24 protein-coding genes, 1 tRNA gene and 2 other RNA genes are annotated in these 25,270 nt (G+C 36.3%); 3 read left to right on the forward strand and 24 right to left on the reverse strand.

Going from position 1 to position 25,270, the window contains the following annotated elements; genetic code table 11:
* Positions 1 to 23: 23 nt before the first annotated feature.
* From NKR20_RS13920 to secG, 12 genes are all read right to left on the reverse strand, one after another.
* Positions 24 to 455 carry an ArsI/CadI family heavy metal resistance metalloenzyme gene (locus NKR20_RS13920; RefSeq protein ID WP_253427080.1) on the reverse strand — a complete coding sequence of 144 codons (432 nt, stop codon included), beginning with the start codon at positions 453 to 455 and terminating at the stop codon, positions 24 to 26.
* 59 nt (positions 456 to 514) lie between these two features.
* A complete protein-coding gene (gene arsR / locus NKR20_RS13925) occupies positions 515 to 820 on the reverse strand; it encodes an arsenical resistance operon transcriptional regulator ArsR (protein ID WP_253428147.1) in 306 nt (101 codons plus the stop codon).
* A 690-nt stretch (positions 821 to 1,510) separates the two neighbouring features.
* Entirely contained in the window at positions 1,511 to 1,837 is a 327-nt protein-coding gene (locus NKR20_RS13930) for a hypothetical protein (RefSeq protein ID WP_253427081.1), read from the reverse strand.
* Positions 1,827 to 2,039 (reverse strand): hypothetical protein, encoded by a 213-nt coding sequence (locus NKR20_RS13935; RefSeq protein WP_253427082.1) that lies wholly within the window; start codon positions 2,037 to 2,039, stop codon positions 1,827 to 1,829. Before NKR20_RS13935 ends, NKR20_RS13930 begins: the two co-directional genes overlap by 11 nt.
* Before the next feature lie 212 nt (positions 2,040 to 2,251).
* Entirely contained in the window at positions 2,252 to 2,707 is a 456-nt protein-coding gene (locus tag NKR20_RS13940) for a helix-turn-helix domain-containing protein (protein WP_253427083.1), read from the reverse strand.
* Positions 2,708 to 2,920: 213 nt separating this feature from the next.
* Positions 2,921 to 3,214, reverse strand: coding sequence for a hypothetical protein (locus NKR20_RS13945; RefSeq protein WP_253427084.1), 294 nt, complete (start codon positions 3,212 to 3,214; stop codon positions 2,921 to 2,923).
* Positions 3,215 to 3,965: 751 nt separating this feature from the next.
* Positions 3,966 to 4,928: a tyrosine-type recombinase/integrase gene (locus NKR20_RS13950; RefSeq protein WP_253427085.1), complete on the reverse strand. Its 963-nt coding sequence runs from the start codon at positions 4,926 to 4,928 to the stop codon at positions 3,966 to 3,968.
* Between the two features lie 181 nt (positions 4,929 to 5,109).
* Positions 5,110 to 5,464, reverse strand: a transfer-messenger RNA (tmRNA) gene (gene ssrA / locus NKR20_RS13955).
* 152 nt (positions 5,465 to 5,616) lie between these two features.
* Positions 5,617 to 6,084: an SsrA-binding protein SmpB gene (smpB, locus tag NKR20_RS13960; protein WP_253427086.1), complete on the reverse strand. Its 468-nt coding sequence runs from the start codon at positions 6,082 to 6,084 to the stop codon at positions 5,617 to 5,619.
* A 125-nt stretch (positions 6,085 to 6,209) separates the two neighbouring features.
* Positions 6,210 to 8,576, reverse strand: a complete 2,367-nt coding sequence (gene rnr, locus NKR20_RS13965; protein WP_121214430.1) for a ribonuclease R — start codon at positions 8,574 to 8,576, stop codon at positions 6,210 to 6,212.
* Positions 8,577 to 8,591: 15 nt separating this feature from the next.
* The gene (locus tag NKR20_RS13970; protein ID WP_253427087.1) at positions 8,592 to 9,335 is read right to left on the reverse strand and encodes an alpha/beta hydrolase; all 744 of its coding nucleotides are present in this window, start codon (positions 9,333 to 9,335) and stop codon (positions 8,592 to 8,594) included.
* A gap of 166 nt (positions 9,336 to 9,501) precedes the next feature.
* Positions 9,502 to 9,729 carry a preprotein translocase subunit SecG gene (gene secG / locus NKR20_RS13975; protein ID WP_121214428.1) on the reverse strand — a complete coding sequence of 76 codons (228 nt, stop codon included), beginning with the start codon at positions 9,727 to 9,729 and terminating at the stop codon, positions 9,502 to 9,504.
* 185 nt (positions 9,730 to 9,914) lie between these two features.
* Here secG and NKR20_RS13980 point away from each other — a divergent pair, with 185 nt between their 5' ends.
* Entirely contained in the window at positions 9,915 to 11,549 is a 1,635-nt protein-coding gene (locus tag NKR20_RS13980; protein WP_253427088.1) for an alkaline phosphatase, read from the forward strand.
* A 217-nt stretch (positions 11,550 to 11,766) separates the two neighbouring features.
* Here the strand turns inward: NKR20_RS13980 and ffs are convergent.
* From ffs to NKR20_RS14020, 8 genes are all read right to left on the reverse strand, one after another.
* Positions 11,767 to 12,032: signal recognition particle sRNA large type (gene ffs, locus NKR20_RS13985), an RNA gene on the reverse strand.
* A gap of 140 nt (positions 12,033 to 12,172) precedes the next feature.
* The gene (gene eno / locus NKR20_RS13990) at positions 12,173 to 13,465 is read right to left on the reverse strand and encodes a phosphopyruvate hydratase (RefSeq protein ID WP_253427089.1); all 1,293 of its coding nucleotides are present in this window, start codon (positions 13,463 to 13,465) and stop codon (positions 12,173 to 12,175) included.
* A gap of 30 nt (positions 13,466 to 13,495) precedes the next feature.
* Complete coding sequence (gene gpmI, locus NKR20_RS13995) at positions 13,496 to 15,022, reverse strand: 2,3-bisphosphoglycerate-independent phosphoglycerate mutase (protein WP_121214425.1); 1,527 nt, start codon at positions 15,020 to 15,022, stop codon at positions 13,496 to 13,498.
* Positions 15,015 to 15,779 carry a triose-phosphate isomerase gene (gene tpiA, locus NKR20_RS14000; RefSeq protein ID WP_121214424.1) on the reverse strand — a complete coding sequence of 255 codons (765 nt, stop codon included), beginning with the start codon at positions 15,777 to 15,779 and terminating at the stop codon, positions 15,015 to 15,017. The genes gpmI and tpiA overlap by 8 nt, the downstream gene beginning before the upstream one ends.
* 12 nt (positions 15,780 to 15,791) lie before the next feature.
* On the reverse strand, positions 15,792 to 16,976 hold the full coding sequence (locus NKR20_RS14005) for a phosphoglycerate kinase (RefSeq protein ID WP_253427090.1): 1,185 nt from the start codon (positions 16,974 to 16,976) through the stop codon (positions 15,792 to 15,794).
* A gap of 563 nt (positions 16,977 to 17,539) precedes the next feature.
* The gene (gene gap, locus NKR20_RS14010; RefSeq protein WP_253427091.1) at positions 17,540 to 18,544 is read right to left on the reverse strand and encodes a type I glyceraldehyde-3-phosphate dehydrogenase; all 1,005 of its coding nucleotides are present in this window, start codon (positions 18,542 to 18,544) and stop codon (positions 17,540 to 17,542) included.
* A 74-nt stretch (positions 18,545 to 18,618) separates the two neighbouring features.
* Complete coding sequence (locus NKR20_RS14015) at positions 18,619 to 19,647, reverse strand: sugar-binding transcriptional regulator (protein ID WP_253427092.1); 1,029 nt, start codon at positions 19,645 to 19,647, stop codon at positions 18,619 to 18,621.
* 109 nt (positions 19,648 to 19,756) lie between these two features.
* A complete protein-coding gene (locus NKR20_RS14020; RefSeq protein ID WP_121214421.1) occupies positions 19,757 to 19,987 on the reverse strand; it encodes a glutaredoxin family protein in 231 nt (76 codons plus the stop codon).
* Between the two features lie 112 nt (positions 19,988 to 20,099).
* Between NKR20_RS14020 and NKR20_RS14025 the strand changes: the two genes are divergently transcribed.
* Entirely contained in the window at positions 20,100 to 20,720 is a 621-nt protein-coding gene (locus NKR20_RS14025; protein WP_121214420.1) for a spore coat protein, read from the forward strand.
* A gap of 801 nt (positions 20,721 to 21,521) precedes the next feature.
* Here the strand turns inward: NKR20_RS14025 and NKR20_RS14030 are convergent.
* The 4 genes from NKR20_RS14030 to NKR20_RS14045 all read right to left on the reverse strand — a co-directional run bounded on the left by NKR20_RS14030 (position 21,522) and on the right by NKR20_RS14045 (position 24,302).
* Positions 21,522 to 22,244 (reverse strand): amino acid ABC transporter ATP-binding protein, encoded by a 723-nt coding sequence (locus NKR20_RS14030; RefSeq protein ID WP_253427093.1) that lies wholly within the window; start codon positions 22,242 to 22,244, stop codon positions 21,522 to 21,524.
* A complete protein-coding gene (locus NKR20_RS14035; protein WP_121214418.1) occupies positions 22,241 to 22,948 on the reverse strand; it encodes an amino acid ABC transporter permease in 708 nt (235 codons plus the stop codon). Before NKR20_RS14035 ends, NKR20_RS14030 begins: the two co-directional genes overlap by 4 nt.
* A 20-nt stretch (positions 22,949 to 22,968) precedes the next feature.
* A complete protein-coding gene (locus NKR20_RS14040; RefSeq protein ID WP_253427094.1) occupies positions 22,969 to 23,766 on the reverse strand; it encodes a basic amino acid ABC transporter substrate-binding protein in 798 nt (265 codons plus the stop codon).
* Positions 23,767 to 24,227: 461 nt separating this feature from the next.
* Positions 24,228 to 24,302 (reverse strand) — tRNA-Arg (locus tag NKR20_RS14045).
* 300 nt (positions 24,303 to 24,602) lie between these two features.
* Here NKR20_RS14045 and clpP point away from each other — a divergent pair.
* Positions 24,603 to 25,199, forward strand: coding sequence for an ATP-dependent Clp endopeptidase proteolytic subunit ClpP (gene clpP / locus NKR20_RS14050; RefSeq protein ID WP_121214416.1), 597 nt, complete (start codon positions 24,603 to 24,605; stop codon positions 25,197 to 25,199).
* The last annotated feature ends 71 nt before the right edge of the window (positions 25,200 to 25,270 follow it).

The following is a 25,270-nucleotide window of genomic DNA, read 5'->3' on the forward strand; positions in this document are numbered from 1 at the left end:
ACGGTGTACACACTTGCTTCCTGTTAACAGCAAGAATTGCTTGTATCTCCAGTCACACAACATGAAGCCGATTCTATCTTATGAACATCGCTGTCAGCTTTCGTAAAGAAAAACTCCCACTCATTTCCGTCTGGATCTGTCACCCAAAATTTATCTTGAACAGCATAACAACACGTTGTATCCATCTCATCACGTGCAAAAAAGCCTTCCTTTTCAAGTCTTTCCTTATGAGCAGTAATTTCTTCGCTTTTTTCAACTTGAAAACCAAAATGATTTACTTGATTCCCGTTCACTTCATCACGAACATTAAGTGTAAAGTTAAGCCCTGGTTGTTCTAATAAAAATTTGGCATAATCATCTTTTACCTTTACTGGCGAAACACCAAATACCTTTTGGTAAAACTCAATGGATTTCTCTAAATTCGTTACGTTAATTCCAACATGAACATACTTCATAATAAATTCCTCCTTAAGTTATAATTAATCAAAAAAAATTGATTTAATACCCCCAAAAATTAGCAGCAGCTTCCTTTTCCAGTTTTTCTAAAAATACAACATAGTTCCTCTGATAATAAATTGTTTACTTCTTCATCATTCAAATCATAATAACTCCAGGTACCTTTTGTCTCTTTTAAAATAAGACCTGCATCCAACAAAATTTTTAAATGGTAGGATAACTTAGATTGTGACATTTCAAATGTCTCTGTTAAATCACATACACACGTTTGCCCTCTTTGACAAAGTTCATACATGATTTCTAATCGCTTACTGTCAGCTAACGCTTTAAATTTCTTTTCGTATTGCTTGAACTGTTGTGTCATTGTATTCAATGTGTTTTCTCCCTTCATCAATTTTTTTTGATGTATTTATTATATGTACAATTTTATAATAAATGCAATATATAAATCAAAAAAATTTGATGTAGTCATTAAGGTTTCTTGTTGAATTAACCTACCTTGTTAGGGCCTTTTCATTAAAGTGATTCGTAAATTAACAAGATCCTAATTCATTAATCACATATGCCAGGTTCTTTAATTAAGTACGAACAACCTTAAAACCTTATAATACAGCTAATCAGTAACTTTCGAGATAAATTAATAATCACAATTACTAACTTCTGAAATCACACATGTATATGATTATTAGTTATTAATCCCTGAATAAGTGACTAATGATTGGCTGTTAGAAGAATTTTGAAATTAACACAGGTTATTCGGACAAAAAAATCAAATATGTCTAAACTGTCAAAAACGCTTTAATCCCTACAGCCACAAGGATTTAGAAGCTTTCTTATATTTCAAAACAAAATAACATTAAGTTTCTACCGATAATAAACACTATTGTGATGAACTATATACTGTAAATAAGAGATAATAAAAATATAGTGTGTTATTATTAATCCTCATAATTAAATAAAAAATTCCCTAACATAAATAATATTAACTCCTAGAAACAGTTAATCATTATAAATGTTAGGTTTTTTTCCTTAATTAGGTTTCTAAAGGCAGTTATTAATAAGCCTCTTTTAACCTACGTGCATTCCTACCATTTGCTAATGCTTTTTTATGTTCTTCACTAATAGCCCGTTTTTCCCTTAAAAAGGTATTGTTGAAAAGAGATCCTGGCACTTTAATTTCAATACTAGTAGGTTTACCCTCGAATTCAGTTAATACCTTATAATCTATATTCATAGCAATAGCTTTTTTAATATATTTGTTGATAAGAGTTGGCGTAGCAGAATAAATTGTCCAAATATCATCAATTGGATCTAAATTAACATATGTTTCTTGTTCCTCTTTAATAAACTTCATTTGCATAGGTTGATAGTTAGTTTTCATTTTTATGGTCTCCTCTGTTGTTTAGTTCTATTACATAGCGTAAAACTTCGCCTATTTCATTTGTCTCTGCAATAACATAATGCATGCCTTCTGGGCGGCTAACTCTACAACTATAGGGTTTAGTCTCGTCACCAATAATCAATGAATTGTCGTGGCTGTAAACAACGCCGACAATCTCGCTTCTTTCTTTTAATAAAAACATTACTGTTCCTCCAAATATATTTATTACTTAATAATTAATACTTCTTTTATTACTAGATATTAGCTTTATTATTTTTATTTATTAGTAGAGTAATATAAATCTGTATATATTAAGTCTGTATTAGTAAGTCTGTATAACCTTTAATTTTTGCAATCATTAGTTGTAATCTTTACATATCAAACTTGTAATTTTTAAAATCACTTATTTGTTAATCACATATGGTTGTTCTTATCCTCATTAACAAACGCCGCTAATCTTTGCTTATCTTGTTCTTCCTTTTCCAATAATTTCTCTTTACGGAGTAAAAATTTCTTTGCCTCAGTAGGATATAACTTATCAAGTTCTGTATTTGTAAATGGGGCGACAGTTTTATAACAGTTGTTGTTATGACCCCTTCTTTCCAAGATTTCTAGTAATCCATATTTCTGAAGCCGCTTATTCGACTCCACAATTGATTTCGTAGATTTATTTAGGAAAACACACAATTGATTAATTGTTGGAAAAGCATAACCAATTTCATTGTTATACAAACTCAGTAGCTTCATGTAGTGTAGATAATCGTTACCACTAATCAAACCCAATTCTACATAATGAAATAGATCTGATGGTGCTTTATCAAACCTTTCACGTATTGCTTCCTTTCCATATCCTTGATTTTTATTTTCCATTCTTTATTTCCCCCCTCCAGACATTTGTAATGTCCACTAATGTACTAGCAAAACGAACGAATTTTAGGACATGAATAATAACCTTGTATTCAATTCGCTTTATATAGGGGGTACTAGCAATTTGGTTATGTTTTAGGACATTTCTTTTTAAAAAGATTTTTATGTAATGTAGAAAAATAAAAAAAGCCGCCCAATAAGGACGACTTTGTTAGATTACTTATTAATAAATTCGCGTAGAAACGTATTTACTTCTTTACTTAACAGTTCTTTATCTAGTGATTGAACTGTCTCAACTAAATCTGTATCTATATTAATTTTAAGAAAGTTAATTTGATCTTCTATAAATTTATCTATCACAGTAATAATTGATATTCTCTCATTTTCATCTCTATTCTCTATTCCTAAGCGATTTAATATTTCATCTTTTTTAAGATAGGCTTCTTCTTCATCTTTAATAAAATTTAGTATATCTAATAACGCTTGTCGTTCCCAACTCGTATTTTCCATCTGCACTCACCTTTTCCTAAATACTTTCAAATCATCATTTCTAACGCAACGCTTAAGTTTTTTTTATTACTGATTTTACTTTACAATTTCAGTATATTACCCTACCATGAAGCCAGAATTGAGGACAACGGCTTGGTGCTAAAAATGTTTGCCTATGTTAGCAAATAGAAACTTCTATTCAACTAACACAGACAAGACATTTGCACTTATTTCATGAATCCGTCATTTGAGGTTTCCGTTATGTATGCCCTTGTTAAATGCGTTCTCTCGAACAATACACCTACTAATCCATATCTGCCCTGATAGCTGCTAAAGTTCGTACAGTTGCCTTACAACTGCCGTTAAATCATATTCTACTGTTTTGAGAAACTCTGAAACTTCTTTAACAAATGATGTATTCTGCGTGACCTTAATCACCAGACCTTCCACTCCTGACCTTTAATGGTTGTCAGCACCATTCAGATACTTGCACCAACAAGGAAGTGCTTTATTGTATCCTAGACGTTTGTTTGCAGTGGGAACGTCATAACCTTTCCAGTTTTATTTTGATTCGAGTTAGTGGGCAACCTCGAAAGAATTTCTCCTAAAAAAGACAATAGGAAACTAGACCTTTGCACTTTAGCTTTTTTTGGAGTAAAATGAAGGCATTGAAATTCGTATTTAGTTATCGCTGATTAATACGGTTGTACTAACGTGTCGCCAAACACTTAGTACGTGGGAGGGTGTTCGTCGCACTCTCCTTTTTATTTGTCTATAAATACTCCTTTAAGCTATTTGCAACTTCATCTACATTTAGGTCCAGGTATTGTGTTGTTACCGCTAAATCAGAATGACCAAGTGCTTTACTAATTAACGGCACACTAGCACCCTTATCCAACAAACTCTTCGCATATCCTCGTCTGATCGCATGAGGGTTAATATTTTCTATACCAAAACGCTTTGAATACTTATTAAGCTGCTTTGAAATCGCACAGTTTGATGACTTGGATGTACTCATTGATAAGCCGTTTTGAGTGATAAATACACTTTGATTATTGATTTTATAATGCTGACGTATCTTCTTATTTTGCTTTATTAGTAGTTGAAGCATTTCTGTTAATTCATCATCAAGCGGTAGCTTTAAAAACTTATGGTTTTTTAATGTAGATCCATCCAAATTTAGGTATTGATGTTCAAAATCAATATGCCTTTCCTTTAACTCACACAACGTATGAATACGTATACCGGTCCGATACATTAATAAAATTGCTGTAACATCTCTAAACCCAATGAAAGTTGACTTATCAATAAAATGAACCAATTTAAGAATGTCATTTTCTTTTGCCGCTGCTTTCACCTCTGTATCAACCTTAATTTGAATCTTTAGCCAAAATTTCTCCTTCAACCAATCATTAAAATAGAACTTACCCAATACTGCTTTAATTGTTTTTAAACGTATTTTCTTAGTCCTTTGAGAAACATCTAGATTCTCCAAATAGTAATAAATTGTATCTAATGTTATTTCCTCTACGAAATCAATTTTATTTACCTTGCAAAAGCTACGGAAAATATAATCATAGCTGTCGATAGTACGCGGTCTATTTCCAGCAATATTCATTTGTCTAAATACGACTTCCAAAGCATAATCAATAGGAATCCAATGTTCATTCTTTTTTGGATTTACTAAACGTGCGTTTCCCATTGAAAATACACCATGTTTTCTACTTTTATCCAAATAAAAAAACCTCCTATTCATCATCTGAATTAGAAGGTTTATAAACGAAGTCCATTATATAAATGTAATACCCTAATAACGAAAAAAGTTAGGGAGTCTAATTGAAAGTTTAACACCCTCAACAAGTTACCCTAACTTTTATAAACGTTGATTTAACGCCATTTCTAGCGATAAAACATATGTATGGAGACGGCGGGAGTCGAACCCGCGTCCAGAAACTCCAATACTCAAACTTCTACGCGTGTAGTTTGCCTACTTGCATTTCGTGTGTCATTATGCCGACAAACAGGCGTCCTGCACACTAGCTTGGAAATCTCTTATCAGTGACTCAAGCGGCACCACTGATCGTATCCCACTAAAGTTGAGCCCAACGTTGTCCACATGGGCGATGGACAGGTTGAGCGCTACGAGACTAAGCTGCGTAAGCTAAATTTTGTTGTTTGCCAGTTATTATATAACTTCCGTTGATGACGGAGCCGAGACCTCCGACGCGCAGTTCAAGCTTGAACCATCCCTGTCGAATCCGTAACGTCCCCCTATATAAGAAGGATGTGTAGTTAAACACATACGGAAAAGGTTGTTTAAGCCTTTACTACTCTGGCAACTTGTAAACTTATTATAGGACAAAATTAATCAAACTGCAACCTATCGCTTTATTCCTGTTTGACCGATTTTAACCAATCGTGAATTAGAATTGATTTTTCGCCTTAAACGCGCGTTCCATTTCTCTTTTAGCCTCTTTCTTCTTCAGATCATCACGTTTGTCGTAGTTTTTCTTCCCTTTACCTAAACCGATTAATAGCTTAGCGTAACCATCTTTAATGTACATTTTTAATGGGACAATTGTGTATCCCTCTTGTTTTGTTTTCCCAAGTAGTTCGCTAATTTGCTTTTTGTGCAATAGTAACTTACGAACTCGTAAAGGGTCATGGTTAAAACGATTTCCTTGATCATACGGGCTAATATGCATGTTGTAAATCCATGCTTCCCCATGGCGAATTTGTACATAAGAATCTTTCAATTGCACTTTTCCGGCACGAATAGATTTAATTTCAGTACCTTGTAAGACCATTCCTGCTTCATATGTTTCTTCAATAAAATAATCATGGCTTGCTTTTTTGTTTTGGGCTAATACTTTCCCTTGTCCTTTTGCCACAGCCAACACCTCACAATTCTAAAAAAGTAAGCAGCTTCACTCACTTTCAAACTCTCTATTAGAAAATAATACATTTAAACAAAGAAATTGCCAAGTGCGAGATACCACTCACACTCGGCTATATGTTAGCGTTTTTTCTTCTTCTTTTTCGATTTTTTCGCAATGCCTTCATAAAACTTTTGCTTTTGTTTTACTTTGCGACCGCCAGTACCTGAACTAGATCCTTTGCCACTGCCGCCACCTTTTTTACGATCACGGTCACGACCATTTTCGCGATCTCGACGTCTGCTACCGCCACCTTCACCTTTTCGTCCAGCATGAATAACTTTCGGAGCCGCTTTACGAGTTCTACCATAAGATTGAACCATACCAACGATTTCAAAATCAATCGAAGACTCTTCAATAACGACATTCGCCACACGAACTCGTACTTCATCCCCAATTCGGAATTGACGGTTCGTATGTTCACCAATCATAATCATTTGGCGTTCATCGAAGTTGTAGTAGTCATCCGTCATGTTCGTAATGTGAACAAGCCCTTCAACGGTATTCGGTAATTCCACGAAAATACCGAAGTTCGTAATCGAGGAAACAATCCCTTCAAACTCTTCACCGATTTTATCAGACATGTACTGTGCTTTTTTCAGTGCATCTGTATCACGTTCTGCATCTACTGCTCGGCGTTCACGCTCAGAAGTATGGTCTGCAATTTCATCCATCACTTGTCCCCATTTGAAGGTTGTTTCCTTCGATACATCCCCTTCAATTAAATACGTACGAATTAAACGGTGTACGATTAAGTCAGGGTAACGGCGGATTGGTGATGTGAAGTGTGTATAGTAATCCGTTGATAAACCGAAGTGACCAATGGATTCAGGATAGTATTTCGCTTGTTGCATCGAACGAAGTAACATCGTTGAAATAACCGGCTCTTCTGGCATCCCTTCAATTGCTTGAATAATTTCTTGTAATGCTTTTGGATGTACCGAGTTACCTGTTCCTTTTACGACTAATCCAAAGTTTGTAACAAATTCAAAGAAGCGTTGTAGTTTTTCTGGTTTTGGATCTTCGTGAATACGGTAAATGAACGGCACTTGCATCCAGTGGAAATGTTCTGCCACTGTTTCGTTGGCCACTAACATGAACTCTTCAATTAAACGCTCTGAAACCGTACGTTCACGAAGCACGATATCTGTTGGCCAGCCATCTTCATCTACAAGCACTTTCGATTCTTTGAAGTCAAAGTCAATAGCACCGCGCTCCATACGTTTTTTGCGTAAAATAGCAGCTAAATCCGCCATATCCTTAAACATTGGAACAAGTGGCTCATAACGCTTCATTAACTCTTCATCTTGTTCTTCCAAAATTTTATACACATCGCTATACGTCATACGCTCTGTTGTTTTAATGACACTTTGGAAGATTTCATGTTCAACGACTTGTCCGTTTTGGTCAATAGTCATTTCACAAGATAACGTTAAACGATCGACTTGAGGATTTAATGAACAGATTCCATTTGATAAACGGTGAGGTATCATTGGAATTACTCGGTCTGTTAAATACACACTCGTTGCACGTTCATATGCTTCTGTATCAATGATCGAGCCTTCCTTCACATAGTAACTAACGTCTGCAATGTGAACACCTAGTTTATATGTGCCATCCTCATTTTTTGTAACTGTTACCGCATCGTCCAAGTCTTTCGCATCGGCACCGTCAATTGTCACGATGACTTCATTTCGTAAATCACGACGACCGATTAAATCTTGCTCTGTAATTTCATCTGGTACTTCCGCAGCAGCTTGTACAACTTCTGGTGGAAACTCAGGTGGAATGTCGTATTTATAAAGGATTGATAAAATATCAACACCTGGGTCATTTTTGTGTCCAAGGATTTTTGTAATAACCCCTGTTGCCGATTTAATATCATCTGGCCAGTTCACAATTTCAACCACAACTTTATGACCGTCTACTGCACCTAATGAATCCTCTTTTGTTACGAAGATATCCATATTCATTTTTTTATCATCAGGTACAACAAATCCAAATCCTCTATTTGCTTGGTATGTACCAACAAAAGTAGACTTGCCACGTTCAATAATCTTGATTACCGTACCTTCTCGACGGTCACCGGATGTTTCTTTTAATACACGAATTAATACGATATCCCCATTTAGAGCACCGTTAATTTCATGTGGTGGAATGAAAATATCGTCCATTCCCTCTTCATCTGGTGTAACAAATCCAAATCCTTTCGGGTGACCAATAAATTTACCTCTCAGTAAATTCATGCGCTCTGGAAGACCATAACGATTCGCCCGAGAACGAACTACTAACCCTTGATCCTCCATGCGTACTAACGTTTTAATGAGCTCTTTAAACTCTTCTGCATCTTCAAGTTGTAATTCTTGTTCTATTTCATCAACTTTTAACGGTTTATATTCATCAAGTTTCATTAAGTTTAATAACCGTTGTTGTAAATCTTGAGACATACAATTTCCCTCCTTCTACTCCCAATCTAATGATTCTAAAAAGTTTAGAATCAATTCGTGAAGTTGTTGCTTTTCTTTATCTAGCGTAATAACATGGCTAGATTCTTCAAACCATTTAATTTCTTTTTGTAAGGATTCCACTTCTGTGTATATAGTATGAGCAGAATTGGGATCAATAATTTCATCATTTTTTGATTGCACGACTAGAATCGGCGCGTAAATCATATCCAGTTCACTGCGCACATCGACAATCAATTGTTGTAATTCCGGCAAAGAAGGCATTCCCTTTGCTCGAATCTCTTCTATTTCTTGTTCGATTTGATCCTCTTTTTTTCCTTCAAATCGTTTGTAATCATATGCATATTTAATAACGCCTTCGAACATTTTATCAGTAGTTCTCATCGTCATAGGTGAACACATCGTAACAATCCCTTTTAAAGGTTTATGTAGCGCCAGCTTTAATGCAAACACACCACCAAGGGATAATCCAGCAACGGCGATTTTCTCGTATCCTGCATTTTTTAATGTTTCATATCCTTGTAATACATCTTTCCACCAATCTTCTGGTGACGTCACAATTAAATTTTCTGGTGGTACACCATGACCTTTATAGTGTGGCGCATGACTTGTGTAGCCATTCTTTTCAAGGAAACGCCCAAGCATTCGAACATCTGATGAACTGCCAGTAAAGCCATGCAATAACAATACCGCGCGTTCTCCAGCTTCGAAAAAGAATGGTTTTAATTCTGCATTTCGCATAGTTCCCTCCATTATCTTTCGTTCATCTCATTGGCACATAATATGTTTTGATTCGTGAATATTTATGCTGACCATTAATTAGTTATACAAGAAAATTATGGTACTATAAGGTTAAAATAAAACACCTAACCTGTACTTGGTTAGGCGTTGGAATCTTGTTATGTTGTTAAAATTTAACGATTGCTAACGCTAAAAGAAAGAACAAAACTGCAAGAACAATAGTTATTCTATGTAAAACTAACTCCATACCTCTTGCTTTCTGTTTACCGAAAAGTTGTTCAGCTCCACCTGAGATGGCACCTGATAGACCCGCACTTTTACCTGATTGTAGTAAAACAACAACGATTAAACCGATGCTTACAATAATCAGTAATGTCAATAATACTGTATGCAATTACTCCACCTCCTGATTAGAAACTTCACAACAAAGTACAGTATATCAAATATAACCTGAAGTTACAATAATATGGTTGTATAGTTGTAATAAATATTTACCATATATTTTCATCTCTTTTACTTCTACTTCATAGTAACTTGTTACTCTCTAATTGTTACGAATAATCTAGTAGGAGGAACACGATGAAGAAGAAAAAATGGCTTTCATTAGCATTAGTTGGAGCAATTACAGCATCATCTATCGGTGTAGTTCAGGCAAAGGATAAAGAACTAAATCCCAAGAAGGTACAAGCAAAAAATGTCATTATGTTAGTTATGGATGGTAGTAGCGATAATGTGAGTACGATTGCTCGTTGGTACAAAGGTGAACCATTAGCACTAGATAACATTTTAACAGGTGCTGTTCGTACGTATTCAGCCGAGTCAGCAATTACAGATTCTGCCCCTGCAGCAACAGCCCTTGCAACTGGAAATAAATCGAATAGTGGCTATGTTGGCGTCTTGCCTTCTGTCGTAACAACACCTGGTGTAGCACCTGTTGCCGAGGAAGATGCATTCAAACCAGTGGCAAATGTATTAGAAGGAGCAAAACTTCAAGGGAAAGCGACAGGGATTGTATCCACTTCAGAAATACAACATGCAACTCCTGCTGGTTTCTCATCCCATGTAACGAGCCGTAAAAATTATGATGATATAGCAGAACAACAAGTCTATCAGAATATTGATGTTGTGCTTGGCGGTGGTTATGAAGCACTAAAAGAAACTCGCAAAGATGGCGAAGATTTAGTAAAGGTGATTGAGGAAAAGGGTTATGACTATGTAACAGATCGCAACGAATTGCTTTCATCTAAATCAGACAAGCTTTGGGGAAGTTTTGCTCCAAGTGCCCTAGCCTATGATTTTGATCGTTTAGTGACAAAGCCTGACGAACCAACATTAGCTGAAATGACAGAAAAAGCAATTGATACACTTAGTAAAGACAAAGATGGCTTCTTCTTAATGGTTGAAGGAAGTAAAATCGATTGGGCAGCCCATGCCAATGACCCAGTTGGTATGCTTTCTGATTTCTTAGCCTTCGATGATGCCGTGGCGGAAGCATTAGAATTTGCAGAAAAAGATGGCGAAACGTTAGTCATTGCCGTAACTGACCATGGCAATAGTGGAATTACAATTGGTAATGTAAGCACAACTTCTACTTATGATGCAACACCAGTTTCTGCATATATTAATCCATTAAAAGAAGCAAAAATGACCCTTGCAGGCGCTTTGAGCTTATTGAAAAAAGATAAATCGAATTTAGCTGAAGTTGCTGAAAGTTATGGTTTAACGAATATTACAAAAGAAGAATTAACTGCTTTAAAGGAAAGTGACAATCTAGGTAAAACATTAGTACAATTGCTTTCAAATCGTGCCAATATCGGCTTCACAACAGGTGGGCACACAGGTGACGATGTGTTCTTATATTCATTTGGTCCTGCAAAGCCTACTGGATTAGTCGATAACACGGATTTAGCCCATTCAATGGCAACTGCTATGGGATTCGATTTAACAGATTTAACAAATAAGCTATTCATAAATGCAACTGCAGAATTTGAAAAACTAGGCTACACAACGAAAATTGATTTATCGGATAAAAATAATCCAGTATTTGTGGCTGAAAATAAAAAATCAATCATCACAATTCCCGAAAATAAGAATATCATCCACATCCAAAATAAAAACAGCAAAAAAACAAAAACGCATACTCTGGATTCTGTAACAGTTTACAATGATAAAGATTTCTTTGTTTCGAAGGAAGTTATTAAATTAGCGAAATAAGTTATGGAAGCTGCTTCGTTGATATGAAGCAGTTTCTATTTGCTTTTAATTGTGATTTATTTGCTTATCGTAAGAATTTATTTGCTTTTTCTGATGCATTATTTGCCTATTGCCAAAAGTTATTTGCTCTCTGCAAAAATAAAAAAGAGTCCAAATCAGCAAATAGTTGATTTGGACTCTTTAAGCGCCTTTTTAAGCAATTCATTAAAATTTTAAGTTGTGCACCTTTCTTCGACTGCCGTACATAAGCGTTACTCTTGTCGCCAGCTCGGGTTAGGCTACCCCGCGGCACATGGGTGAAACCACTTAATGCTGCTTCCTTCCGGACCTGACATGGTTCATGGGTACCCATTGCGCAGGACCCAACCGTCAACGCTACGTGCAAGAGGCAGACCTTACATACGGACAGCCTCAGAAAGGGATTCAGTCTCGCTAGAGCGGATTGCGAGTTACAGGGCACCGCTACCTCCCCACCTAGCACTTATGTATATTACTATATAGTAATATAAGATGAATTTCAACGTTATGTTCTGGTAATTTAGGAATTTGTTTATTAGATACATAGCATCTAAGATAAACACAAAATTGGGCTCTCAAGTTTCCCTGAGAGCCCATTAATTATCTTATCGTAGGTTATAGAATGATTTTAAGCCTAAGTATTGGCTAGTAGCACCAAGTTGGTCTTCGATACGAAGAAGTTGGTTGTATTTCGCAACGCGGTCTGTACGAGATGGAGCACCTGTTTTAATTTGACCAGCGTTCGTTGCAACTGCGATGTCTGCGATTGTAGCGTCTTCTGATTCACCAGAACGGTGAGAGATGACAGCTGTATAACCAGCGCGTTTTGCCATTTCGATTGCATCAAATGTTTCAGTTAATGTACCGATTTGGTTAACTTTGATAAGGATTGCGTTACCTACACCTTGCTCGATACCTTGAGAAAGTTTAGATGTATTTGTAACGAATAAATCGTCACCTACTAATTGAACGCGGTTTCCGATACGTTCTGTAAGAAGTTTGTGACCTTCCCAGTCGTTTTCATCTAAACCGTCTTCGATTGAGATGATTGGGTATTTAGAAGTTAACTCTTCGTACCAGTCAACCATTTCAACAGAAGTTTTTTCTACACCTTCACCAGCTAATACGTATTTACCTTTTGCATCATCGTAAAGTTCAGAAGATGCTACGTCTAGAGCTAAGCGAACTTCTTCACCTGGTTTGTAACCAGCGCGTTCAATTGCTTCTAAGATAACTGTAATTGCTTCTTCGTTTGAACCTAAGTTTGGTGCGAAACCACCTTCGTCACCTACTGCAGTGTTGTATCCTTTTTCTTTTAATACAGCTTTTAATGTATGGAAGATTTCAGCACCGATGCGTAATGCATGACGGAAAGATTCTGCACCAACTGGCATTACCATGAATTCTTGGATGTCTACGTTGTTATCAGCGTGAGCACCACCGTTTAAGATGTTCATCATTGGTACTGGTAATTGTTTTGCGTTTACGCCACCAAGGTATTGGTATAAAGGAATATCTAAATAATCAGCTGCTGCATGAGCTACTGCTAAAGATACACCTAGGATTGCGTTAGCACCTAATTTACCTTTGTTTTCTGTACCATCAAGTTCGATTAATGCATTATCAATTACTACTTGGTCAAGAACTGAGTAGTTGCCTTCTAATTCTTCAGCGATAATTGTGTTTACGTTTTCTACAGCTTTTAAAACACCTTTACCTACGTAACGAGTTTTGTCTCCATCACGTAATTCAACTGCTTCATATTCACCAGTTGATGCACCAGATGGCACGATCGCGCGACCAAACGCACCTGATTCTGTGAATACTTCTACTTCTACTGTTGGGTTACCACGAGAGTCTAACACTTCGCGAGCATATACTTGAGTAATAAATGGCATAAATAATCTCCCCTAATCTATTTTTCAACCTTAAAATAATGGCTTACCTGTCATTTCTTCGGGTTGTTTTACATTTAGTAATTTTAACATAGTTGGCGCTAAATCTGCCAAAATTCCACCATCTCTGACAACAATATCATTTTTTGTCACAATTACCGGAACTGGATTTGTTGTATGGGCTGTCATTGGTTCACCTTCAATTGTGACAACCTCATCGGAATTTCCGTGATCGGCTGTAATAATTGCAGCCCCACCCTTAGCTAGTATAGCGTCTACAACTTTTCCTAAACATTCATCTACTGTTTCAATCGCTTTAATTGTCGGTTCAAGCATACCACTGTGACCAACCATATCTGGGTTAGCGAAATTTAAGATGATGGCGTCAAACTTATCTGCTTCAATTTCTTTTAGCAGTGCATCCGTTACCTCATATGCACTCATTTCAGGTTTTAAATCATATGTAGCTACTTTTGGTGAAGCGATTAAAATACGCTCTTCACCTGGGAATTTTGCTTCACGGCCACCACTCATAAAGAACGTTACATGAGGGTATTTTTCAGTTTCAGCAATTCGCAGTTGAGTTAAACCATTTCTTGCAATGACTTCACCAACAGTATTTACTAAATCTACATTTTCAAAAGCAACATCTGCATGAACATCTACACTATAGTGAGTAAATGATACAAATTTTAAGTTTTTAGGATGCTTTTCTGAAAGTTTAAAACCAATAAATTGGTCATTTGTAAATACCGTTGAAAGTTGAATTGCACGGTCTGGACGGAAGTTGAAGAAGATTACTGCATCATTCGTATCAATTGTAGCTACTGGTTTTCCTTCTTCTGTAATTACAAATGGTTTTACGAATTCATCATACACTTCATTTGCATATGAAGTTTCAACACCCATTTTCGCTGATGCTGCAGTATGTCCAATTCCATCCACTAACGCTTTATATGTTAATTCAACACGTTCCCAACGTTTGTCACGGTCCATTGCATAATAACGGCCATGAATCGATGCAAATTTCCCTACGCCGATTTCATTCATTTTCTTTTCTGTTTCTTCAATATAGCCAACTGCTGTTGATGGTCCAACATCACGGCCATCTAAGAAACCGTGTACGAATACATCGTCAAGGCCATTTTCTTTGGCTAATCGTAATAGGGCAAAAAGGTGCTCGTAATGACTATGAACACCACCGTCAGATAGTAACCCCATTAAGTGCAATTTAGAATTATTTGCTTTTACATGTTCAACCGCTTGTAAAAACTTATCGATTTTAAAGAATTCGCCATCACGAATGGATTTGTGAATTCGCGTTAAACTTTGGTACACAATTCGGCCAGCCCCAATGTTTAAGTGACCTACTTCAGAGTTACCCATTTGACCATCTGGAAGACCTACCGCTTCTCCACATGCAGTTAATGTAGAGTGAGGGTATTGCGCCCAGTAACGATCAAAGTTTGGCTTTTTACTTTGCGCTACTGCATTTCCGAATACTTCATCGCGAAATGCAAAGCCGTCTAAAATAATTAATGCAACAGGTTGTTTAGGCATTTTGACTTGCCGCCTCCAGTAATTTTAAATACGATGACACTTCTAAGCTTGCACCGCCTACAAGGGCACCATCGATATGTTCTTTCGATAACAATTCTTCAATATTTTCAGGTTTTACGCTACCACCATATTGTATACGGATTTCGTTTGCAGCATCATGTCCAAATAATTGACCGACTGTTTTACGGATAAATCCACAAACGTGATTTGCATCTTCTGCTGTAGCTGTTTTTCCTGTGCCAATCGCCCAAATTGGTTCATAGGCAATGACCATATGTTTTACTTCTTCAGATTTGAAACCTTCTAAAGCTTTTGTTACTTGGTATACAACTTTTGCTTCTGTTTTCCCCGCTTCTTTTTCTTCTAACGTTTCACCACAACAAATAATTGGAACGATTCCATGAGAAAGGGCTGCTCCTACTTTTTTGTTAATAGCTTCATCCGTTTCATTGAAATATTCACGGCGTTCAGAATGACCTAGTATGACATAATCCACATAAATGGAGGCTAATTGTGATGGGCTCACTTCTCCAGTAAAGGCGCCTTCATTTTCATAGTGCATGTTTTGTGCACCAATCGCTAAATCTGTTTCAGTAGCAATATCAACTAATGTTGGTAAATAAATAGCTGGAGCACAAATAACTGAATCTACTTTATCAGCAGAAGGAATTTTGTCGCGTACTTCTTCTGCAAACTCCACTGCCTCATCAAAATTTTTATACATTTTCCAGTTTCCTGCAATAATTGGTTTACGCATGAATTTGCCTCCTTATTTATCGTTTAACGCTACAATACCAGGAAGTTCTTTACCTTCCATAAGCTCTAGAGAAGCTCCTCCACCTGTTGAGATGTGGTCCATTTTATCTGCTACATCAAATTTTTCTACTGCTGCCGCTGAGTCGCCACCACCGATTACTGTGTAGCCTTCTGTTTCTGCCATGGCATTTGCAACAGTCTTCGTACCATTTGCAAATGGTTCCATTTCGAACACACCCATCGGACCATTCCAAATAATTAATTTGGATTGTTTAATGACATCTGCATATTTTTCAGCAGTTTTTGGACCAATGTCTAGACCCATCCACTCTTCTGGGATTTCATTAATATCTACAACTTTTGTTTCAGCATCTTTTGAAAATTCATTCGCTACAACCGCATCCACTGGCATATGTAATTGAACGCCTTTTTCTTTTGCTCTTTCAATAAAGCCGCGCGCTAATTCAATTTTATCTTCTTCTAATAAAGATTTTCCGATTGAATGTCCTTGCGCCTTTACAAATGTGAAGGAAAGGCCGCCGCCGATAATGAGATGATCTACTTTATCTAGCAAGCTTTCGATAACACCGATTTTATCTTTAACTTTTGCACCACCGATAATCGCTGTAAATGGACGTTCAGGATTTGATAAAGCTTTCCCTAATACATCTAGCTCTCTTTCCATTAAAAGACCAGAAACGGCTGGAACATATTTTGCAATACCTTCTGTTGTAGCATGTGCACGGTGAGCAGCACCAAATGCATCGTTTACATAGATATCTGCTAATTTCGCGAAAGCTTTTGCGAGTTCTTCGTCATTTTTTTCTTCGCCTTTATGGAAACGAACATTTTCTAATAATACGATGTCGCCATCTTTCATTTCGGCAACTGTTGCTTCAACTGTTTCACCAATTGATTCATCTAGCTTTGTAACTGGTTGTCCAATTAATTCACTTAAACGAACACCAACTGCCGTTAAACGCATTTCTTCTTTTACTTCGCCTTTTGGACGACCTAAATGGGAAGCTAAAATAACTTTCGCTCCTGCATTTACTAGTTCTTTAATTGTTGGAAGTGCAGCACGGATACGCGTATCGTCTGTAATCTCCCCGTTTTCCATTGGTACGTTGAAATCCACACGAACAAATACACGTTTACCTTTTACATCTACATCTTTCATCGTCTTCTTTAAAAACATTGAAGAAAACCCTCCTTCAAAATTTGCGAGTTTATATTATTTTCTCATTTATGCAATAGTTTATTGTAAGGTTAAAGCGTCTCCTTTATTCTTACAATAATTTAGAAAAGCGAAGCGCGTTCGTTCAGCTCCGAAAACAACTGGAAGAATCGGCAAAAGGGCGCTTTTTGCCCTTGCAGACGATTCTGAAGTTGTCGAGGAGCTAACGCGCGAAGCTAGACCATCGAAAAGCGAAGGTGGCTCGTTCAGGCTCGACACGCGCTGGAGACTCCGAACAAGAAGGCGCTTTTTGCCTTCGTAGGAGGAGTTGAAGCGACGCGAGAGCCTAGCCACCATAGCTGGACAATCGAAAAGCGAAGCGCGTTCGTTCAGCTCCTATAATAAAAAAGCCATCACGCTCGCACAATCTAGTTGATTAAAAAGAAAGAAGCGATGGGTATTTTTATCCCACGCTTCTTTTACCCTTAACCATTATAAATGGTAATAAATATAAAGGCTATACTTTTTATGCTAAATTAATGATTAATGTGGCATATTCTTAATAAGTATGTCACATTATTCTCTTATTTCGAACGTTGTGTAATATATAGAGCAAGATCCATTAATCGATTAGAATAACCGATTTCATTATCGTACCAAGCTAATACTTTTATCATGTTATTATCTAATACCATTGTTGATAAGCCATCTACTGTAGATGAATGTTTATCACCATTATAATCGATTGATACTAATGGTAATTCGTTATAACCAAGAATTCCTTCTAGAGAACCGTTTGCCGCTTCTTTTAAAGCATTGTTTACATCTTCTACTGTTACTGTTGTATTTAATTCCGCTACTAAGTCTACACATGATACGTTCGGTGTTGGAACACGCATAGAGAAGCCATCCAGTTTACCTTTTAAGTGTGGTAATACTTTCGCAACAGCAACGGCAGCCCCTGTTGTAGTAGGAATCATTGAAACTGCTCCTGCACGTGCACGTCTTGGGTCACTATGCGGGAAGTCTAAGATTCGTTGGTCATTTGTATAGGAATGGATTGTTGTCATTAATCCACGTTTAATACCGAACTTTTCATCAAGTACTTTCGCTACTGGTGCTAAACAGTTTGTGGTACAAGATGCATTTGAAATAACTGTTTCAGATGGATTGTATTCTGTATGGTTTACCCCCATTACGTATGTAGGCATCTCACCTTTAGCTGGTGCAGATAAAATCGCTTTTTTCGCACCTGCTTGAACATGTTTTGATACATCTTCCATCGATCTAAAACGACCAGTAGATTCGATCACTATATCAATATCAAGTTCTCCCCATGGTAAGTTTGCAGGGTCTTTTTCGGATAATACTTGAACGCGTTTACCATTTACGATAAATGCATTATCTTCTGATTGTACTTCCCCATCAAAAATACCGTGAATTGAATCGTATTTTAATAAATGAGCTAATTGATGTGCATCTGTTAAATCATTAACAGCCACAACTTCAAACTCACTGTGATTGATTGCCTCGCGAAATACAAGTCTTCCGATACGTCCAAATCCGTTAATTGCGATTTTAATAGCCATAGTTATTTCCTCCAATTTATATATTTAAGATTTCAAAAGACCACCCAATACAGTTTAGCCTGATGAAAACTTTATTAACCATTTAGAATTGCATTTGCAGCACCTTCATCTGTAATTAATACAGTATGTTTTGCTGCAATATTAAAGTAAGCTTGAATCGCTTTCGCTTTATTCACCCCACCAGCAACAGCAATGATGTTACGACTCTGCTTTACTTGCTCCAATTGAATGCCGATTGTATTAATGCGATGAATGATTTGACCTTTTTCATCAAAGTAGTATCCAAAAGCCTCTCCTACTGCTTTTTTATCACGCAATAGTGAAATAATTTCAGGATTTGATTGTCTTCTTTCAGCCATTTCTTTCGCATTCCCAATACCATGGATGACAATTCGAACTTCATCGTATAAGTCGATAATTTCCTTTATAATCGGTTCTTTCATCATCGTTTCATAGGCTGTTTGACTTAAATGTTCTGGCAAATAGAGCGTTTTACTGTTGGCATGACATTTTGATGCATATTGTGATACCAACGTATTTGCTTGAAAATCTAACTCATCCCCAATACTTCCTCGAGCTGCAATGAATGTTAAGCTGTCTAAAGACTTAACTGGCTCTAAAAAATGAGTTAATGCTGCAACGGTACTGCCACCTGTTATCGCAACATAATCATCTTTTTTTGCATGTTCTGTTAATAATGAGGCTGCTTCTTTTCCAATGAGGTGTTTAATATTTGCATCCTCATCTAAGTTGCCTGGTACAATCACAACTTTTTGAATCCCTAGAACGTTTGCTAATAATTTTTCCTTTTGTAATAACCCTGAAAGTTCTTGGAATACGTCTTTCAATTGATCTAACATTTCATTTCCAAGGGAAGTACAAATCATTCCCTTTTGAGTGATTTCAATCAATTGTTGATTTTTCAGATTTTCTATTTCGTTCCTGACAAATCTTTCAGTCATCTTTAATGAATCAACAATCGCCCTTCTTCCTATTGGACCTGACATTGAAATCATTTGCAAAACGCGATATCGAAGTTGAAATGTTGAAATCACTTCAGGAACTAATATTTCGAACGCCTTTTGGGAAAAATATTTGTTCAAATTTATTACCTTCTTTTCTTATCAGGACTTTTTTGCCCCGCATATATAAAAATGTCCCGGTAAGGGTAAAAAAATACCCGATACCAATATTATACAACTTCTATCTATATTATTGAAGTGATTCGAGTAATGTTACATAATCTAAATTTCCATATTGCACAATTTCTCCATCTTTTTCGACAACAGGGATCATGAGCATATATTTTTCATGGATTTCATCATCATCTTCAATATTAACCATTTCGATTTCAAATTCTACATCTTCTTGCACCAATTTTAACATCATTAAACCGTCAGTACATAATGGACAGTTCGGTCGACTATAAAATGTAACTTTCATCTTTAATTCCTCCTTTTTTAAGAATGACAAATTTCCATTGAATAATCAAATAAAATCTACACAAACTATATCCTGTACGTTTGTACGACTATTGAATTTGGAGGAATAAATAATGGAAAACCAATTTATGAATCAATCTCAGGGAATGCAAGGAAACATGCCAATGTCGATGAATCATGGTGCACATGAAGTGTTAGACGTTCATGAGGTACTAAGTGCAGCAATTGGCGCAATGAACACATTTATCTTTTTCCGTCCCCATGTTCAAGATCCAGAGCTTTTAAATATTTTGGATAGACAATACGCATTTATGCTAGATGAATACAATATTACGGCTGAGTGCTTCAAAACTGGTCAAGATCCAAGCCACCCAACTCGTTCTTATAAAATGCAAATGGGCAATGATTCAAAATACGGCTTATCACCAGGTCAACCAAAACAACCGATGCAATCAGCAAACGAAATTAACGACGGCATTATTTCAGGCTTCTTGTTAAGCTGCCACAAAATGGGTGCAGCAGGTAAAACGCAAGCAGCCCTTGAAGCAACAAACCCGGTAGTACGCCGTGTTTTACAAGATTCCATTCCAAACTGTATCGAAATGGCATACGAACTATCACTATGGCAAAACAAACAAGGCCTATACCAAATCCCTCAACTAGCTCCACAAGATATGCAAACTATGCTTAACATGTACGGCATGGCACAAAAAGCAAAAGATATGCCGAACTGATAAGAAAAGCGAAGAACGCTCATTCAGCTCTGAAGACAACTGGAGGAAACGACAAGAGGACGCTTTTTGTCCTCGAAGGAGTTTCTGAAGTTGTCGAAGAGCTAGCGTTCGTAGTTAGACAATGTTGAGAACAAAAACCGGGCAAATTTTTGCTCGGTTTTTACTGTTGTGTACATACATATACACACGAGTATTACTAAGTGCATTAAAGCTTATTTAAACGCACAAGTTGTATTGCTATACGCACAAAATCTAATTTAAACGCACAAGTTGTATTGCTATGCACACAAGATTTTCATGATTTCGTCTACATCCATTTTGTTTTCGTCTTGATAACACATCGTTTCGTCCATACATATTAGATTCGTCCGCTTAATCTAATGTTTCGTCCACATACACTTAGTTTTCGTTCAGATATCCCATCGTTTCGTCCAATCATATTAGATTCGTCCGCTTAATCTAATGTTTCGTCCACATACACTTAGTTTTCGTTCAGATATCCCATCGTTTCGTCCAATCATATTAGGTTCGTCCGCTTAATCCAATGTTTCGTCCACATACACTTAGTTTTCGTTCAGATATCCCATCGTTTCGTCCGTTCATTCTAGATTCGTCCACTTAATCTAATGTTTCGTCCACATATGCTTAGTTTTCGTCCGGATAACTTACCGTTTCGTCCGCATACACTTAATTTTCGTCCAGATAACATATCGTTTCGTCCATTCACCCCCAATCAGACCATTACAGAATAAAAAATCCATTCAACGGTTGTTATTCACAACCATCAAATGGATTCTACTTTTATAAAACTTTTCCTAAAAAGGCTTTTGTTCGTTCATTTTGTGGGTTTCCGAATAGTTGTTCAGGATCGCCTTGTTCAACGATGAATCCGCCATCCATGAATACCACGCGATCTGCAACTTCTCGTGCGAAGCCCATTTCGTGAGTTACGACAACCATTGTCATCCCTTCAAGTGCTAACTGTTTCATAACGTCCAATACTTCATTTACCATTTCAGGATCCAGTGCTGAAGTTGGTTCGTCAAACAGCATAACTTTTGGCTTCATTGCTAACGCACGTGCAATAGCTACACGTTGTTGTTGACCACCTGATAATTGCTGTGGATAATTATCAGCTTTTGCACGTAGCCCAACTTTATCTAATAATTCCAAAGCTAATTTCTCAGCTTCAGCTTTTGACAATTTACGAATCAGCATCGGTGCCATCGTAATATTATCTAATACGGTCATATGTGGGAATAAATTAAACTGTTGGAAAACCATTCCTACTTCTGTACGAATATCGTTAATATTTGTTTTCGGATCGTTTACCTTTACCCCATCAATATAAATAGCACCATTTGTGATTTCTTCTAAAAGATTAATACATCTTAAAAAAGTACTTTTACCTGAACCAGAGGGACCAATTACACAAACTACTTCTTTTTCTTTAATTTCGTAGTCTATGCCTTTTAATACTTCTAGCTTATCAAAATGTTTGTGTAAATTTTCTACTTTAATCATGATGCAACCCGCCCTTCTTTTTTCTTACGCGGATTGTAACTATTACTAAATCTTCGTTCGACATAAGCGACAACTTTAGTTACTAGGTACGTTAAGATTAAGTATAAAAGTGCAGCGACTAAATATGGTTCCCAGAAACGGTTATACGCCCCTGCTACAACCTTTGCTGCATATAAAATATCGTTTGCCGCAATAACTGTTACTAATGATGAATCTTTTAATAATGCAATAAATTCGTTTCCTAATGGTGGAATCATTCGACGGAAGGCTTGTGGTAAGATGATTTTTCGCATCGCTTGAGAATGAGTTAAACCAAGTGAGCGTGCAGCTTCCATTTGTCCTTTATCGATTGATTGAATACCAGCACGGATAATCTCTGCGTTATATGCTGCACAGTTTAAAATCAATGCTGTAATACCTGAAACCATAAATCCATACGATTGTCCAAAAATTGCTGGGATAAACGCTAAGTGAATAATTAAAATCTGTACCAACATTGGAGTTCCGCGAAACAGGTCTACGTACAACTTAGATGGCCAATAAATCCATTTTTTCTTTGAAGTTTCACCTAATCCGATTAAAACCCCAAGAATAATACCACCTACATAACCACTAATTGTAAGTAAAATTGTAATCCATATCCCACGTAAAAAAAGCTCACGGTAGTTCCAGATTATGTCCCAGCGCAACTCTAAGAAGTCCATCTGAAACACCTCCAAATTTTCTATTCTAATTCTTGACCAGTAATTTCTGCTAATTTACCATTTTCTTTAATTTTTTGTAGACCTTCATTTAATAGTTCTAACACTTCAGTATTTCCTTTTTTCACCATGAAACCATAGTATTCTTTAGCAAATGCATCGTCTTCGATCACTTTAAGTTTTGCATCTGGGTTATTTTTTAAGTACTCAAATACTACTGCGTTGTCACCAATAGCTGCTTCTGAAGTTCCGTTAATCACTTCTTGAATAGCGATTGGTAAATTTTCATATGCCATAATATCTGGGTTAGTTTCACCAAGTAAATCTTTGGCTGCGATGTGACCAGTAGAGTTAATTTGAACTGATACTTTTTTACCTTTTACATCTTCAGCAGAAGTAATTGGAGAATCTTCTTTTACAACTAGCACTTGTGTTGCTTCAAAATATGGTTCAGTAAAATCAAAAGTTTCTTTACGTTCATCAGTAATTGTAATACCTGATGCTCCTAAATCTAGTTCACCATTTTTTACTTGTTGGAATACTGGTTCCCAACCAACATTACGAATTTCATATTCAATACCTAGTTCTTCTGTCATTGCATCTAGTATATCTACATCAATTCCTACTACATTACCTTTATCATCCATATATTCAAATGGTGCAAAAGTAGCTTCTGTTCCTGCTACAAGTTTAGTAATTTTTTCACCTTCACCTGCACTACCAGTTGATGAGTCTGAGTCACTAGATCCACATGCAGCTAACATAAGTGAAGATGCAGTTAGAAGCATTCCTAATTTAAACATTCCTTTTTTCTTTAACATAGTTAGTCCCCCTAAAGTTGTTATAATGTTTGCAATATTCTTAGTTTCAAACCTAGTAATATATATAACAATTATATAAACATCGGAATTATTATACAACAAAAAATTTTCGAAATATATGTACTATTATTGAAAATAATTCCTACTTATACGATAAAAATTATACTTATTCGAGAAGAAAATATATATTTCGAAAAAATTTCATATATTCTACAAATAAAAAAATATTTGCATAAATAAAAAAACAACCGTATAAAAATACGGTTGTACTATGTAATAGTATTTATTTTTTTAAAAAATTAGGAAAAAAATGTTTAAATGAATGAAATAAGGATAAAATGAATTGGTACAGTAATACATTTTATCCTTTATCTTCATTCCCTTTTAAAATTTATTAGGCTGCTAAACTAATAAATTCATAAAAGGTTTGCTATTATAATATATATTTTGAAACAGTAAAATGGCGCCCTCGGAGGGAATCGAACCCCCAGCGGAAGAACCGGAATCTTCTGTGTTATCCATTACACCACGAGGACAATAATAAAATAAGTCTTACTCGTAACGCTAAGAAAAAACATGTACCCATACGAAGGTCAAAACCATAAAATTACGACTTTTCTATTATACAAGCACCTACACGACAATTCAACTATAAAGTTTATGGAATATACATTTAATTAGACTATTCAACTTTACGAACTCTTAATCATAAAACAAGTAAATTAAGTAGTTTATATTTGACCTTTATTGACTATTCTGTGTATGATTATGTTACAGCTGATACATTTCAGCACGTAGCAATTTTATAAAACACCTTTATTAAGGAGGATATAACAATGAATTTAATTCCTACAGTTATTGAACAAACAAACCGCGGTGAACGTGCATACGATATTTACTCTAGACTTTTAAAGGACCGCATCATTCTTTTAGGTAGTGCAATTGATGATAATGTAGCAAACTCAATTGTTGCCCAATTACTTTTCTTAGCAGCAGAAGATCCAGAGAAGGATATCTCATTATATATTAACTCACCAGGTGGTTCTATCACTGCAGGTATGGCGATCTACGATACAATGCAATATATTAAGCCACAAGTTTCTACAATTTGTATCGGTATGGCAGCATCGATGGGAGCATTCTTACTTGCTGCTGGTGAACCAGGTAAACGTTTTGCTTTACCAAACGCTGAAGTAATGATTCACCAACCTCTTGGTGGAGCTCAAGGTCAAGCTACAGAAATCGAAATCGCAGCTAAACGTATTTTATTCTTACGCGACAAGTTAAACGGAATTTTAGCTGAACGTACTGGTCAACCATTAGAAAAAATCGCTCAAGATACTGACCGCGATAACTTCATGACTGCACAAAACGCAAAAGAGTATGGTTTAATTGACCATATCATTGAACGCAGCTCTGATAAAAAAGAATAATATCCTATCAATTGGTGAAGAAATGAATTTTTCTTCACCAATTTTTTGTTTCGGCGCAGAAAAAGGTGGTG

The sequence above is a fragment of the Ureibacillus endophyticus genome, from assembly GCF_024159215.1.
Taxonomy (GTDB): domain Bacteria; phylum Bacillota; class Bacilli; order Bacillales_A; family Planococcaceae; genus Ureibacillus; species Ureibacillus endophyticus.

Excerpts from the sequence above, each read along its gene's own strand:
- NKR20_RS13920 (WP_253427080.1), bottom strand. The coding sequence starts at position 455 with ATGAAGTATGTTCATGTTGGAATTAACGTAACGAATTTAGAGAAATCC.
- arsR (WP_253428147.1), bottom strand. The coding sequence starts at position 820 with ATGACACAACAGTTCAAGCAATACGAAAAGAAATTTAAAGCGTTAGCT.
- NKR20_RS13930 (WP_253427081.1), bottom strand. The coding sequence starts at position 1,837 with ATGAAAACTAACTATCAACCTATGCAAATGAAGTTTATTAAAGAGGAA.
- NKR20_RS13935 (WP_253427082.1), bottom strand. The coding sequence starts at position 2,039 with ATGTTTTTATTAAAAGAAAGAAGCGAGATTGTCGGCGTTGTTTACAGC.
- NKR20_RS13940 (WP_253427083.1), bottom strand. The coding sequence starts at position 2,707 with ATGGAAAATAAAAATCAAGGATATGGAAAGGAAGCAATACGTGAAAGG.
- NKR20_RS13945 (WP_253427084.1), bottom strand. The coding sequence starts at position 3,214 with ATGGAAAATACGAGTTGGGAACGACAAGCGTTATTAGATATACTAAAT.
- rnr (WP_121214430.1), bottom strand. The coding sequence starts at position 8,576 with ATGTCTCAAGATTTACAACAACGGTTATTAAACTTAATGAAACTTGAT.
- NKR20_RS13970 (WP_253427087.1), bottom strand. The coding sequence starts at position 9,335 with ATGCGAAATGCAGAATTAAAACCATTCTTTTTCGAAGCTGGAGAACGC.
- NKR20_RS13980 (WP_253427088.1), top strand. The coding sequence starts at position 9,915 with ATGAAGAAGAAAAAATGGCTTTCATTAGCATTAGTTGGAGCAATTACA.
- eno (WP_253427089.1), bottom strand. The coding sequence starts at position 13,465 with ATGCCATTTATTACTCAAGTATATGCTCGCGAAGTGTTAGACTCTCGT.
- gpmI (WP_121214425.1), bottom strand. The coding sequence starts at position 15,022 with ATGCCTAAACAACCTGTTGCATTAATTATTTTAGACGGCTTTGCATTT.
- tpiA (WP_121214424.1), bottom strand. The coding sequence starts at position 15,779 with ATGCGTAAACCAATTATTGCAGGAAACTGGAAAATGTATAAAAATTTT.
- NKR20_RS14005 (WP_253427090.1), bottom strand. The coding sequence starts at position 16,976 with ATGTTTTTAAAGAAGACGATGAAAGATGTAGATGTAAAAGGTAAACGT.
- gap (WP_253427091.1), bottom strand. The coding sequence starts at position 18,544 with ATGGCTATTAAAATCGCAATTAACGGATTTGGACGTATCGGAAGACTT.
- NKR20_RS14020 (WP_121214421.1), bottom strand. The coding sequence starts at position 19,987 with ATGAAAGTTACATTTTATAGTCGACCGAACTGTCCATTATGTACTGAC.
- NKR20_RS14025 (WP_121214420.1), top strand. The coding sequence starts at position 20,100 with ATGGAAAACCAATTTATGAATCAATCTCAGGGAATGCAAGGAAACATG.
- NKR20_RS14030 (WP_253427093.1), bottom strand. The coding sequence starts at position 22,244 with ATGATTAAAGTAGAAAATTTACACAAACATTTTGATAAGCTAGAAGTA.
- NKR20_RS14035 (WP_121214418.1), bottom strand. The coding sequence starts at position 22,948 with ATGGACTTCTTAGAGTTGCGCTGGGACATAATCTGGAACTACCGTGAG.
- NKR20_RS14040 (WP_253427094.1), bottom strand. The coding sequence starts at position 23,766 with ATGTTAAAGAAAAAAGGAATGTTTAAATTAGGAATGCTTCTAACTGCA.
- clpP (WP_121214416.1), top strand. The coding sequence starts at position 24,603 with ATGAATTTAATTCCTACAGTTATTGAACAAACAAACCGCGGTGAACGT.